10 protein-coding genes are annotated in these 14,476 nt (G+C 44.3%); 4 read left to right on the forward strand and 6 right to left on the reverse strand.

Going from position 1 to position 14,476, the window contains the following annotated elements:
- Positions 1-10 precede the first annotated feature (10 nt).
- Positions 11-1,129, forward strand: coding sequence for an aspartate-semialdehyde dehydrogenase (gene asd / locus ACED60_RS05025; protein ID WP_012603520.1), 1,119 nt, complete (start codon positions 11-13; stop codon positions 1,127-1,129).
- A 138-nt stretch (positions 1,130-1,267) separates the two neighbouring features.
- Here asd and ACED60_RS05030 read toward each other — a convergent pair whose 3' ends face one another.
- Together ACED60_RS05030 and ACED60_RS05035 are read right to left on the reverse strand one after the other, a co-directional pair.
- On the reverse strand, positions 1,268-2,110 hold the full coding sequence (locus ACED60_RS05030) for an ion transporter (protein ID WP_032500845.1): 843 nt from the start codon (positions 2,108-2,110) through the stop codon (positions 1,268-1,270).
- Between the two features lie 148 nt (positions 2,111-2,258).
- The gene (locus ACED60_RS05035; protein WP_004734056.1) at positions 2,259-2,897 is read right to left on the reverse strand and encodes a YchE family NAAT transporter; all 639 of its coding nucleotides are present in this window, start codon (positions 2,895-2,897) and stop codon (positions 2,259-2,261) included.
- A gap of 640 nt (positions 2,898-3,537) precedes the next feature.
- Between ACED60_RS05035 and adhE the strand changes: the two genes are divergently transcribed.
- The gene (gene adhE, locus ACED60_RS05040; protein ID WP_017098217.1) at positions 3,538-6,246 is read left to right on the forward strand and encodes a bifunctional acetaldehyde-CoA/alcohol dehydrogenase; all 2,709 of its coding nucleotides are present in this window, start codon (positions 3,538-3,540) and stop codon (positions 6,244-6,246) included.
- Positions 6,247-6,393: 147 nt separating this feature from the next.
- Here the strand turns inward: adhE and ACED60_RS05045 are convergent, their stop codons facing one another.
- The 3 genes from ACED60_RS05045 to sodB form a co-directional block, all read right to left on the reverse strand.
- On the reverse strand, positions 6,394-7,077 hold the full coding sequence (locus ACED60_RS05045; protein WP_371727062.1) for an SDR family oxidoreductase: 684 nt from the start codon (positions 7,075-7,077) through the stop codon (positions 6,394-6,396).
- Between the two features lie 278 nt (positions 7,078-7,355).
- Positions 7,356-7,859, reverse strand: a complete 504-nt coding sequence (locus tag ACED60_RS05050; protein ID WP_269146599.1) for a VC2046/SO_2500 family protein — start codon at positions 7,857-7,859, stop codon at positions 7,356-7,358.
- A gap of 247 nt (positions 7,860-8,106) precedes the next feature.
- Positions 8,107-8,691, reverse strand: coding sequence for a superoxide dismutase [Fe] (gene sodB, locus ACED60_RS05055; RefSeq protein WP_004734050.1), 585 nt, complete (start codon positions 8,689-8,691; stop codon positions 8,107-8,109).
- A gap of 269 nt (positions 8,692-8,960) precedes the next feature.
- Between sodB and ACED60_RS05060 the strand changes: the two genes are divergently transcribed.
- Entirely contained in the window at positions 8,961-9,299 is a 339-nt protein-coding gene (locus ACED60_RS05060; RefSeq protein WP_009848715.1) for a Grx4 family monothiol glutaredoxin, read from the forward strand.
- A gap of 99 nt (positions 9,300-9,398) precedes the next feature.
- Entirely contained in the window at positions 9,399-10,028 is a 630-nt protein-coding gene (locus ACED60_RS05065; protein ID WP_371727063.1) for a DsbA family protein, read from the forward strand.
- A 42-nt stretch (positions 10,029-10,070) separates the two neighbouring features.
- Here the strand turns inward: ACED60_RS05065 and ACED60_RS05070 are convergent, their stop codons facing one another.
- Positions 10,071-14,459 (reverse strand): transporter substrate-binding domain-containing protein, encoded by a 4,389-nt coding sequence (locus tag ACED60_RS05070; protein ID WP_371727064.1) that lies wholly within the window; start codon positions 14,457-14,459, stop codon positions 10,071-10,073.
- Positions 14,460-14,476: the final 17 nt, after the last annotated feature.

Consider the following 14,476-nt stretch of genomic DNA (forward strand, 5'->3'; position numbering starts at 1 on the left):
AGAGTGAGCGATGAGAGTAGGTCTAGTTGGTTGGCGCGGTATGGTTGGTTCTGTACTGATGCAACGTATGGTTGAAGAAAAAGACTTCGACTTGATTGAACCTGTTTATTACAGTACATCTCAGATTGGTATTCCAGCCCCTGTGTTAGGCGGTAAAGATGCGGGTCTACTTCAAGATGCTTTTGATATTGATAGCCTAAAACAGCTTGATGCGGTGATTACCTGTCAAGGCGGCGACTACACATCAAAAGTATACCCAGCGCTGCGTCAAGCAGGTTGGAAAGGTTACTGGATTGATGCAGCTTCTACTCTGCGTATGGACGCTGATTCAATCATCACTCTTGATCCTGTTAACTTGGCACAAATTCAACAAGGTATTCACGGCGGTACTAACACTTTCGTTGGCGGTAACTGTACTGTGAGCTTGATGCTTATGGCACTCGGCGGCCTATATGAGAAAGGCATGGTCGAATGGATGAGTGCTATGACTTATCAAGCGGCATCGGGTGCGGGTGCTAAGAACATGCGTGAACTTATCTCGCAAATGGGAGTGATCAACGACAGCGTTAGCTCTGAGTTAGCAAACCCATCAAGCTCGATTCTTGATATTGATAAGAAAGTTGCGGATACGATTCGTTCATCTTCATTCCCAACAGACCAGTTTGGGGCTCCTCTTGCAGGCTCGCTGATTCCTTGGATCGATGTGAAGCGTGAAAACGGTCAAAGCAAAGAAGAGTGGAAAGCGGGCGTTGAAGCGAACAAGATCCTTGGCCTAGACGGTCAGCCAATCCCAATTGATGGTACTTGTGTACGTATCGGTGCGATGCGTTGTCATGCTCAAGCACTAACGATTAAGCTTAAGCAGGACGTGCCAATGGATGAGATTGAAGAGATCATCGCGACGCACAATGATTGGGTTAAAGTAATTCCTAATGACCGAGACATTACAGCGCAAGAACTGACACCAGCTAAAGTAACAGGCACTATGTCTGTTCCAGTGGGTCGTCTGCGTAAGATGTCTATGGGTAACGACTTCCTAAATGCATTCACGGTTGGTGACCAACTGCTTTGGGGGGCTGCAGAACCACTACGCCGTACTTTACGCATTATCCTTGCTGAGAAAGCGTAATCGGCAAGATTGCTTAAATTCTATTAGCTGATAAACCGAAAGGGTTGACGATAAACGTCAACCCTTTTTAGTTTATTGATATCTCGTTATTCGGCCCTCGAAACTGCCCTTAAACCTCTTCGCATCTCGAGTCTGCTTTTATTTCTCTTCTGTAACGACACGCTTGTCGGGGTCTGCCAATTCACTCGCACAGTGTTTGCAATACATAGCATCCGAATCATGGCCGGCGCGGTTACAGTTCGGACACTTTACCAACTCTTTGTGCGAGTTCATCTCATTGCTGAGCTCTGCAGTAATAATCCCTGTCGGTACCGCTAAAATAGAGTAACCCAATAGCATGGTCAGAGAAGCGATCGCTTTCCCTAACGCGGTTTGAGGGATCATGTCACCGTAGCCAACCGTCGTAATGGTTACGATTGCCCAATAAATACTGTGGGGAATACTTGTAAAGCCATTTTCTGGCCCTTCAATAACAAAGATAAGCGCGCCGAAGATAACAACTAAGATGCCAACTGTGCTGAAAAAGATCAGTATCTTTCGTCTTGCCATTAACAGTGAACGTAACAGAATGTTTGAATCTTGCAGGTAGCGAACCAGTTTTAGGATTCGGAAGATACGCATCACACGTAGCAGTCTTACCACACCCATAAATGAAGCGCCTGGGAAGATGATCGCTAAGTATGTCGGAAGAATCGCCAATAGGTCCACGACACCATAAAAGCTGGTGGCATAAGATTTTGGTTTCGGAGAACAATAGAGCCTTAACAAATACTCAAGAGTGAAGAGAGCAGTAAAAGTGTATTCAATATAACGCAGCTGCTGTGACCATTCGGTCATGACATTAGGGATGGACTCTAAGATCAGAACCAATAGCGAAGCCAAGATTGCAACGATCAGAGAAATATCAAATGCACGTCCGGCTGGCGTGTGAGTACCAAAGATAATGACGTACAAATGATGCTTGAGTGGCTTGCGTGACATAAGGAGAGATTCATCTTTTGTTAAATGCATTAACAGTCATTATACAAGCTTCATAATAACGAGGCGAGTGAAAGCCCAATTGCTTTACTCGCCTCATCTATATTGCAATATTGTTGCCCTTTATAGAGCAACGGATTACCGTTAAACGTTATGCCAAACCTGGGAACAAATTACGTAGGCCATTGGCGATGAACTCGATGCCCAATGCGCCAAGAATCAAGCCCATGATACGCGTGATCACGTTGATACCCGTTTGACCTAAAAAGCGAACGATAACTGGTGCTGAACGGAACAAGAGCCAAGAGCAGGTTGCAAACGCAATGATACTAATACCGATGCCGACCGTATCAATAGCAGCAGGGTAACGAGATCCGTAAACAATGGTCGAGCTGATTGCACCTGGGCCCGCCATTAACGGCATCGCCAAAGGAACAACACCGATTTGCTCCTTGCTGATGTATTCAGATTTCTCTTGTTTATTCTGCTTATCTTCACCGAGCTTACCGCTCATCATCGAAAATGCGATGCTCAGTAATAGCAAACCACCTGCAACACGAAATGAATCCAGCGAGATGCTAAACATATCAAGCAGCATTTGCCCCGCGACAAGCGACACAATCAGGATAACGGCAACAGCAATGTTGGCTTGTAATGCGGTCCTGTTCCTCTCTTCTGGTGGCATATGTGCAGTAAGAGAAACAAAAACAGGCATGATGCCGATTGGGTTTACGGCAGCAACAAGCCCAAGGAAGAATTGCATAAAAATTGCGAGTTCTAAGCCTTGCATGAGAGCGATCTCCAGTTAGCGAATTTTAAGGTTGAAGGTTTGATTCGGTGAATAGTCTGAGCGCGTAATGTAAGGGACAAATCGGATTTGCACGAATGAAAAAAACTAACCTGAAATAGGGGATTATTTTTAGAAAAACTAATTGAATATCACTTTTGTATTGGCGGTGTTGCGAGTTGGTTGTTAGTGTTTCATTTTGTAATTTATTATCGAGTAACTGTTAACTGCCGCACGAATTTAATAAAAATTATGTCAAAATCTAGCCCGTGCAACGGTATGGATATACTCTCAGTAGCACGAATATGGCTGTATACATGTAATTTAACTGACTAAAAATGAAACTTTTTTACAGTTTATGACCCTATGTAGAAAAAGTTTGTCTGTTTGCTTGTTTTTTGAACTAACTAAAAGTGTGATTTTAATCTATATAAATCATCATCTTAAGTGTGATTTTGCGATTGCCTTACTACTTTTTGGTTAATTCTTTTTGGGTAACTGATCTGGGTCAATTTTTTTCACACTGTGAAATAATATACTCAGTCCTGAAAGCAATTTACTAAGAACGTTGTTGTTTGAGGTTAAAAGCAAGCAGCGAAATTAATAAAAAGTTTTTAATATTTATTATTTTAGGAGATCCACCATGCCTGTAACTAACTTAGCGGAACTTGATGCTCTAGTAGCACGCGTTAAAGCAGCACAAGAAGAGTTTGCAACATTCTCTCAAGAGAAAGTAGACGCAATCTTCCGCGCAGCTTCTCTTGCTGCTAACCACGCTCGTATCCCACTTGCACAACAAGCAGTTGCTGAATCTGGAATGGGTATTGTTGAAGATAAGGTTATCAAAAACCACTTTGCATCTGAATTTATCTACAACAAATACAAAGACGAAAAAACATGTGGCATTCTTGATGAAGATGAAAGCCTAGGCACGATGACTATCGCTGAGCCTGTAGGTATTATCTGTGGTATCGTTCCAACAACGAACCCAACTTCTACAGCGATCTTCAAATCTCTAATCTCTCTTAAAACACGTAACGGCATCATCTTCTCGCCACACCCACGTGCAAAGAACTCAACTAACGACGCAGCGAAGCTTGTTCTAGACGCAGCTGTAGCAGCGGGTGCACCAAAAGACATCATCGGTTGGATCGACCAACCATCTGTAGAGCTTTCTAACGCGCTGATGAAGCACGACGGTATCGCACTTATCCTTGCTACTGGTGGTCCAGGCATGGTTAAAGCAGCATATTCTTCTGGTAAGCCTGCTATCGGTGTTGGTGCTGGTAACGTTCCTGTAGTTATCGATGAAACAGCTGACATCAAACGTGCAGTAGCATCTATCCTTATGTCTAAAACATTCGATAATGGTGTTGTATGTGCTTCTGAGCAAGCTGCAATCGTAGTTAGCGAAGTATATGACGAAGTTAAAGAGCGTTTTGCTTCTCACAAAGCTCACGTTTTATCTAAAGCTGACGCAGATAAAGTACGTAAAGTTCTTCTTATCGACGGCAACCTAAACGCTAAAATCGTAGGTCAACCTGCTCCAGCAATCGCTGAAATGGCGGGTGTTAAAGTTCCTGCTGATACAAAAGTACTTGTAGGTGAAGGCCTTGGTAAAGTTTCTTACGATGACGAATTTGCTCACGAGAAACTGTCTCCAACTCTAGGTCTATTCCGCGCAGACGATTTCGAAGACGCTGTTGCTCAAGCAGTAACTATGGTTGAAATCGGTGGTATCGGTCACACATCTGGTCTTTACACTAACCAAGACGTAAACGCAGATCGCATCCGTTACTTCGGTGACAAGATGAAGACGGCTCGTATCCTAATCAACATCCCGACTACTCACGGTGGTATCGGTGACCTGTACAACTTTAACGTTGCACCTTCTCTAACTCTTGGTTGTGGTTCATGGGGTGGTAACTCTATCTCTGAGAACGTAGGTCCTAAGCACCTTATCAACAAGAAAACTGTAGCGAAGCGAGCTGAAAATATGTTGTGGCACAAACTACCTAAGTCTATCTACTTCCGTCGTGGCAGCCTTCCAATCGCTATGAGCGACCTAGAAGGTAAGAAACGCGCATTCCTAGTAACGGACCGTTTCCTATTCAACAACGGTTACGCAGACGATGTAGTACAAATTCTGAAAGCGCAAGGTATTGAAGTTCAAGTATTCTTCGATGTAGAAGCGGATCCAACACTGTCTGTTGTTGAGAAAGGCGCTGAAGCAATGAAGAGCTTCCAACCTGACGTAATCCTTGCTCTAGGTGGCGGTTCTCCAATGGATGCTGCTAAGATCATGTGGGTTATGTACGAGCACCCAGAAACTCACTTCGAAGAACTAGCAATGCGCTTTATGGATATCCGTAAACGTATCTACAAGTTCCCTAAAATGGGTAAAAAAGCTGAGCTAGTATGTATCACTACTACTTCAGGTACGGGTTCAGAAGTTACGCCATTCGCGGTTGTTACTGACGACAAAACAGGTGCTAAGTACCCGCTAGCGGATTACGAAATCACGCCAAACATGGCTGTTGTTGATGCTAACCTAGTAATGAACATGCCTAAGTCTCTAACAGCGTTCGGTGGTTACGATGCAGTAACTCACGCTCTTGAAGCTTACGTATCAGTTCTTGCGAACGAATACTCAGATGGTCAAGCTCTACAAGCTCTTAAGATGCTTAAAGAATACCTACCATCAAGCTACAAAAACGGTTCAGCAGACCCAATCGCTCGTGAGAAAGTACACAACGCTGCAACGATTGCTGGTATTGCCTTTGCGAACGCATTCCTAGGTGTATGTCACTCAATGGCTCACAAAATTGGTGCTGAGTTCCACCTACCACACGGTCTTGCAAACGCACTACTTATCTCAAACGTTGTACGTTACAACGCGAACGATAACCCAACTAAGCAGACTGCATTCTCTCAGTACGACCGCCCACAAGCACGTCGTCGTTATGCTGAAGTTGCTGACCACCTAGGCCTAAGCCAAGCTGGTGACCGTACTGCTCAGAAGATTGAACGTCTACTGACTTGGTTAGAAGAGCTTAAAGTTGACCTAGACATCCCACTGTCTATCCAGGCTGCGGGTGTTAACGAGTCTGACTTCATCGCTAAACTAGACGAGCTAGCTGTTGAAGCGTTCGATGACCAGTGTACAGGTGCTAACCCACGTTACCCTCTAATCACTGAGCTTAAAGAAGTTCTAACAACGTCTTACTTCGGTAAAGCATACGTTGAAGGTGAAACTTTTGAAGGTACGACTGTAATTTTGAAGAAAGCTGACCAAAAGCCAGCTGAAGAAAAAGCAGCACCAAAAGCTAAAAAAGAAAAAGCTAACGCATAATAAGTAAGCATTAGTTTGAGATAGGTTTTCGCTAGCACGATACTTATCTATCGGGAAATTCAAAGCCCCAACCGAAAGGTTGGGGCTTTTTTTATGTGAATTGAAATAGGTTTATTTTTTATTATCCATTTACACCTCCGCAGACGCTTACACCTCTGCAGCTACAACCCGTCCGCTAAAGTAATCATTAGATACAATGTATTCCGTTGTTCTGGTCAGTTCGTCTTGCAGTTGTGCCCAGTGACACCCATTGAGCTTGCCTTCGGAATTATGAACGGCAGGGACAACACCGCCGACTCGAATACCAAATGGCGTCAGTTCTTTCGCCCAGCTATGGGTAAAGCCGGTAATCATGGAGTTTGCGCTCTCTAAGCCTGACACATCATGAAAGTCATCGTGAGATATCACATTCACAATTACGCCTTCTTTGTCTTGCTCTCGTAACCTCTCTGCACTGATTTGCCCAAATGCGAAAAGGGTCGATGCCATAGCAGACAGATCATTGATAAAGCTACTGACAGGCTGATCGCCAATTAGACTAGGCATTGGGGAACTTATCCAATTGTTGACCAGAACATCGGGTGTAGTGTTAAAGGTGGCTTGAATAAAATCAAATACGCTGAGGATAGCTTGGCTGTCATTCCTTTCGAGCGTGTAATGGTAAACAGAGTCGGAGAAGCGGGCACATTGTAAATAAGTCGCCTGAAGTGCTTTTGCGTCTTTATCACAAAGGATGACAGTGGCTCCAAGGTTAACAAAGTGATTCGCAATCGTTCCTCCCAATCGCGAGCCGGCAGATGTTACCAATATAATTGAGCTTTTTATTTCCATCCCAGTACCTAAGCAAATCGTCCATGTTGGATAAGGATGGGTTAAATTTCATACAGCGGGTGTGAATTGGCTCAAACTAAGGTGTACCCATTGATAACTTTTTATGAACTTTGTGGCAGGTCACATTTTGCAGTAACTTCAAGTGTTAACCGACATCTCCGGTTTTTATGATGACCAAAGGTGATGGTTCATATTGCCTACATCAATCATTCAAAAAGCAAGATCGAACAAAGAATAGTCGTGAATATTGAGTGAGAAAGAGGACGGCTAGGCAGCGGCTATACTTGCGCCTGAATCTGATATTGACGTTGAGCTGTCGACAGCTCGTTGTAGAGCGTCGCATTTGGTAAATCAGGTAACTGTTTACTTGCCAGTTTACGCCTGTCATGACCAGAAAGGTTTTGGTAAACCTCTTCGGGGAAGTCGGCTGTATCTTCTGGCATGAAAGCAAGTGCTTCAGGCTTCAAGTAGTGGCTTAGCTTGGCGCTGGCAAGGCTAGCTTGATGAAAGTGATTCGATTGTTGCGCTGAAATTTCATACGACGATTGGTTTGAACGCAGTTGTTGCGGTTCTGCTACGCCAAATTGCTTACGTAAGCGATCTTCAGTCGTTTCAGTGACGTCAATAGTGTCGATGGGAGTACAGTCGCGAACATCATTAGAAAACATAGATAGCAGCAACGCAAAATCTGCACGGCGACCTTGCTCAACCGCTTGGCTGATCCCGATGCCGAACTTCAGTTCGTTGATGATTCCTGCTTTGTCTAAAGTATGTATTTGCATGCTGCCTCTCATTGGATACACCTTTAACGGCACGGAGTTGGCAAACTTTAGAGTTTAATTACAGGCAAATAACGAATTTATGTAGGGCGATTGAGAAAGGTAAGAATAGGTTGAAAAGTAGGCTTGATCTGCTAGTTCGTTTCACAATGTTCGCATTGATTAGAATACGACAGATACAAAAAAGCTCACGCCGAGGCATGAGCTTTCAATAGATAACTCGCTATAAATAGCGCAGCGTAAGTAATAATTACTTAGCTAGGTTCTCTTCTACGAAAGACCAGTTTACTAGGTTCCAGAATGCAGCCATGTAGTCAGGGCGAACATTGCGGAAATCGATGTAGTAAGCGTGTTCCCATAGGTCAACAGTTAGAAGTGGAGTAACACCTTCTTCTGTTAGAGGAGTCGCAGCGTTAGAAGTGTTAACGATGTCTAGAGAACCGTCAGCTTTCTTAACTAACCAAGTCCAAGAAGAACCGAAGTTGTTGATTGCTGAATCAGTGAATTTCGCTTTGAATTCTTCGAAAGAACCGAATGCAGCGTTGATCGCTTCTGCAACCGCGCCTGTTGGTTCGCCGCCTGCTTTAGGAGCAAGACAGTGCCAGTAGAACGTGTGGTTCCAGATTTGAGCAGCGTTATTGAAAACACCACCAGTAGAAGTCTTAACGATTTCTTCTAGTGTTTTGCCTTCAAACTCAGTACCTGGGATAAGACCGTTTAGCTTAACAACGTAAGTGTTGTGGTGCTTACCGTGGTGGAAATCTAGCGTTTCTGCTGAGATGTGTGGTTCTAGCGCGTCTTTCGCGTAAGGAAGAGCCGGTAGTTCAAATGCCATTGCTCAATTCTCCATTGATATGAAAGAGTTAACTCTTTCGATTGCTTCCAGTGATATTATTATTCATGGCTCGCTATATTGCCAACCACGGTCAATTTGCTGACTTGCGATATAGTTTAGCAAGTTTTTACTTTATTAAAAGCTTAATTCATCACTTTTGTGTGAATTGTTAGCTTAACTTCTTAACCTCTTTTTTTATATGGTTTTTATTCTTTTGGTTTGGGGTAGAATAAAGGCAATGAAAGCCGTAATCCATTAACGAGGAAGCAATGGAAACTATCGATAAAATCAAACAGCAAATTGAAGAAAACACTATTCTACTGTATATGAAAGGTTCTCCTAAGCTACCTAGCTGTGGTTTCTCTTCTCAAGCGTCTCAAGCGCTAATGGCATGTGGTGAAAAATTTGCTTACGTAGATATCCTACAAAACCCTGATATCCGTGCAGAGCTTCCAGCTTACGCACAATGGCCAACCTTCCCACAACTTTGGGTTGAAGGTGAGCTAATCGGTGGTTGTGATATCATTCTTGAGATGTTCCAAAAGGGTGAGCTTCAGCCAATCGTTAAAGAAGCCGCTGCTAAAGTAGCTGGCGACGACGCTGAGTAAGCTTTAGGCCTTGGTGCTTAAATATTGAATGGAAGGGGCCTTAATTAGGCTCCTTTTTTCGTTTGAATGGTTCAACAAAGACTCGATAAGGAATGAACAATGAACGTAAAACTTCATTATGTGCATGATCCAATGTGCAGCTGGTGTTGGGGCTACAAGCCAACGCTTGAGTTATTAAAACAACAATTGCCAGCGAGCATTGAGTTTAGCTATGTAGTCGGTGGTTTGGCTCCGGATTCTGAAGAGCCGATGTCAGAAGAGATGAAAGGCAAGCTTCAAGCGATTTGGAAGCAGATTGGAGCTAAGCTGGGTACGGAATTTAATCATGAGTTTTGGACGGAATGCCAACCAGTTCGCAGCACTTACCCAGCGTGTCGTGCAGTGATCGCTGCTGGTTTTCAAGATCACTACGAAGCAATGCTTGAAGCGATCCAACACGCTTACTACCTTCGTGCGATGTTGCCTCATAGCCAAGAAACGCATTTGCAGTTAGCCCAAGAGCTAGGGATGAATATACAACAGTTTGAAAATGACCTTTCTAGTAAGCTATTGGAAAGCGAGTTAGATGACCAGTTAGGTTTTAAAGAAGCGATGGGTGTGCATTCTTACCCAACCTTAATGCTTGAGGTAAACGGTATCTTTAGTGAAGTTGAATTGGATTACCATTCAACTGAAGCGACACTCAAGTCTATTCGCGAAATTTTAGTGAATAACGCTCCCGCTGCATAATCCAGCGAGAGCTGTCTGTATTGACGCAATAACCTCTAAGGCTTACTCATAAGAGTAAGCCTTTTCTTTTGTCTGACGTAGTTGGTTTATCTCCTCTGTAAACCGTTCGAATGTGTTAGTTACTTCCGAGATTGATGCTTCAATTTCTGATTCGACTTGGTCTAAGTCTGTGGCTTCGGTTACTAGGCCGTTTGCTTGTGCTTCAATGATTGCGAGCGGAGAAGCAATCGCGTCACATGCCACCATTTTAGCGGCACCTTTGAGTCGGTGTGATGTGGTTTTTAGTCCCTTATATTCCTTATTAGCCCACTGCGCTTTTATCTGTTCACTATCTGCAATAAAACTTGCGGCAAACTCGTCGAGTAAGGTCATCACCACATCGTGATCTTCAAATAGATCGTAGAGCGCGGTGTAGTCGATGATGGGGCTATTGGTCTCGTTGAGTGAATCTTGAGGGGCAGTGGGGTCAACATCTTCGATTGTCTCTGAGTTGTTATTTTCTGCCGATTCCGCAAAGCTCTGTTCAATGCCTTGGAACAGCATCGAAAACTCATTGGTTTCTTGAGCTGCCGGTAAAGCGTTTGACGAAGAGCTTGTGTCCTGATTTTGCGAGTCTGGCTTTTCTGCATCAGAAATATCGGTTTCAAGCGTCGGATCTAAATCGTGGATTGCGGGTAGCCATTTTTCAATGGTCAGCTTCATTTGCTTAATGGAAACAGGTTTAACTAGGAAATCATCCATGCCGTGTGCATAACAGTTGGCATCTTCACCCTGAACCGCATTCGCCGTCAACGCGACGATAGGCAACTTTTGAGTTTCTTGATTTAGTTCTTCATTGCGTTGTTCTATCTGACGAATGCTTGAGGCAAGCGTGTAACCGTCCATCTCCGGCATATGGCAATCGGTGAGAAGCAAACCATAACGTTTATTTTTTAAAGCATTCAGCGCTAGCACTCCGTTATCGAAAATATCAGCGTGGACACCAATACTCTCAAGCTGCTTGGCGATGACTTGCTGATTGATCGGGTGGTCTTCCGCAACAAGAATCAGTCGACCATTACTCTCGGCTTGTTCGCGAGTCTCGATGGCGATAGGCGCTTTGGTTTCGTTGTCTAATGATGAGAGTAGATTGTTGTGACTGACGGGTTTTGTTAAAACATGAACAAGGTTATCGGGCAGCAGCGGATTTACCGACAAGCACCAAGAGTTACCTAAAGGCTCTGGTGAGAGCATTGGGTTTTGGTTGATTACGGTGAAGCGTGTTGAGCCCGTATGTTGCTGAATCCAAGCATCGCTAATCGCCAGTTGTTGCCAAACCGACATCGCGACAAAGATGTGTTTGGGCTGATGTTTGACGACCATCTCTTTGAGTAGGTGCTTTTGATTAATGTGCAAAACTTTTGGTTCAAGATCGAAGTGTTTCAGATATCGACACAGCTCTTCTTGTTGCAGAACGTAGCCAACAACGTATACCTCGTTTGAGTGATTACCGACATCTAGCTCAACAGGGTTCTCACCCTCAGAAGGAAAAATCAGCGTTTGTCGTAGAGCCAAAGCGTTGCTTACTGCATGTTCAGGAGTACAAGTTGGGAGGGTAACGGTTACCGTAAAGTGGCTGCCTTTTCCTTCTTCACTCGACAGTTCTATGTTGCCATCCATCTGTTCTATCAATTTCAAAGCGATAGACAGTCCAAGCCCTGTGCCACCAAAACGGCGGCTAGTGGTTTTGTCGACTTGTTCAAAAGGTTGGAATAAGCTTTGTTGTCTGTCTTTCGGGATGCCGATGCCCGTATCGGAAACCGTGAGGCTAACTTTCTGCTGATGTTCGTTTTGTTCAATTACATCAACATGCAATGAAATAGTGCCATGTTCGGTGAACTTAATCGCATTGTTAAGGAAATTGTTTAGAATCTGATGGAGTCGTATATCGTCTGCAAACAACCACTGAGCGAGGTTTGGGTCTTGCCAATAGTGGAAGGCTAAGCCTTTTTGCTGTGCATGAATGGATTGCGGTTGCACGATACGGGCGAGTACTTTTCCAAGCTCAATTTCGGTCGGGTTAAGATCCAATTTTCCGGCTTCAATCTTGGAGTAATCGAGTACGTCATTAACGATGTGCAGTAAGTTCCGAGCCGACTGATTCAATCCACCGTGTAAGTTCAGTAACTCTTCACTCAGCTGATGTTCCTGCATTAATTCCAACAGCCCTAAGCTCCCACTAATCGGGGTGCGAACCTCGTGGCTAATGGTCGCTAAGAATTGCGACTTTGCAGCCGTTGCACTTTCTGCTTTTTGGCGTGCGTTGTCTAAAGCTTGCTGTTGTTTTTTTAGTAGGGTGATGTCTGTTATCACCGTATTCCACTCAATGGTTTTGCTGTTCGATACTTGGCTATTAAATTTCACCCATTTAGTTTGACCTGATTCTAACTGCATTCGCTGTTCATTTTCCCAATGCCCGGTTTCAATAGCTTCGAGCATACTGGTTTCAAACTGGGGCAAGTCATCCTTTGAGATCAGATTAAACAGGTGTTGAGGGTGCTCTTTTACGTTATCCACGGATAAGCCGAACATATCGCTTACACCTGCACTGACAAAGCTAAACCGGATATCTAAAGGCTGTCGAGGGTGCGTTTGAATATGTTTAAGCACGACCCCATCAATGTTGTCGGCCAGCGTTTGCAAATGGGCTTCTGCTGCTTTTGCTCTCTGCTCGGCGATCTTTCGCTGCTCGATTTCAGCCGCCATTTTTCGGTTCCAAAATACGATCACGAAAATGACCACAAAGATTCCAAGCCCGATGATCACCGACCATTTAGCGACTTCGCGTGGTGATAAGCCTTCTTGGTATTCATAGGTTAACCATTTGCTTTCCAAGCGCTCTAATTCATTGGCAGGCAGTGCTCCAATGGTTTTGTTGAGAATACTCAACAGCATGGGATGGCTGAAGTTCACTGCGAGAGCTAGTGGTGCGCTGTTTTGCTCATTAATGGTGCCAGTGATTTTGAATTGCCCTACATAGTCTTGATGCAATAAAGGTGCAGCATGATGAAGTGAAGCAAGCGCGAAACTGATGTCGTCTTTCTGTAATGCTTGGAAAGCGCTGACGTGATTGATGTAAGGGACGGCTAGGCAAGTAAGGCAGAGAGAAGGCAGAATCGTTGAACCTCCAGAATTTTCAATCACACCAACAGCTTCGGTGCCACTTGGCGCAAAGTTGCCGAAGCGATCAGAGCGACTCAATAACACCCAAGGTTCAAAACTGTAAGCTTGAGTGAAGTCCATGTATCGGGCTTTATCTGTGCTTGGTGTGATGTTGGTTAGCACCATTGTCTCACCATTATTGAACGCGACCTCGGCCGCTTCTGGTGTTAGGTAAGTGGTACTTTCGAATGATACGCCAAGCACATTACTTATTAGGTTTAAGATGTCAGCAGATAAGCCTGAGTGTTGCTGTTGCTCATTGGTAAAGTCGTAAGGGTACCAATTGGAGTGTGTGCCTACGGGGATGGAAGGGTTGCTGTCGAGCCAGTTCTTTTCATCTTGGGTTAAATTCAATGTTCCATAGTTCAGCAGCATCGAATGTTGCGATGGAGCAAGCCATTGATTATAAATAGATTGTAGTGAGCCTTCCTTAATGTCCTGTAAAGCGAAATTGATTCGGCTAAGCAATCTGTGCTTTCCTTTTTTGACGGCGAAATGCAAGTGATCTGCGGGAAGGTCAGGAAGCACAGATAATGTTAGTGAGTCTCGAGGCTGTTCTCGTAATAACGCAGAAAGTGCAAGCGCATCGCCAATGTACGCATCCACGCTATTCTCCTGAATTGCCGTGAATGCCGCTTGCGTACTGTCTAATGTTGTAATTTGACTATCAGGAAGCAGGCTAGGAAGAAGATCATTGAGCGCAAACCCTTTCTCCAATGTTAGGTTGGCGGTTGCCAACGCACCTAAATCGTTTATTTTTCTATTTTGGGTAATCACCGCTCGTCTTATGGAAAACATCGGCTCACTAAAAGTCATGTAATTATGGCGCTCCTTGGTCGAAGAGACACCGACTAGCAGATCTAATTCACCTCTTTCGAATGCACTCAGTACATCACTAAATGTTGAATACAACTTAATCTGATATTGGAAACCTGCATTTACCGCTACCTGATCCAACATACTGATGAGTAGCCCTTCAGAAACAGTGTTGCCTGAGGGAGTCTTATGTTGATAGCTGTAGGGGGCCATGTCGTAAGAAGGGAGACCAACCCGCAATATGACTTGGTCACTCGATGAGTTCTCTGTTTTGCTTGCTAAGGAGCTAGCGGGTGATGTGTTCCCTGGTGGGGTGTTTTCGGCAAAGGTGAGCAGTGGCCACATCAACAGTGAAAGACAACTCAATAAAAAGGCGACACACCACGTTTTCGTTTTTGAAGCGCTGTTTTGCATAAAGACATCCTGTCGTT

This window comes from Vibrio sp. 1F279, from assembly GCF_041439815.1.
GTDB lineage: Bacteria > Pseudomonadota > Gammaproteobacteria > Enterobacterales > Vibrionaceae > Vibrio > Vibrio tasmaniensis_A.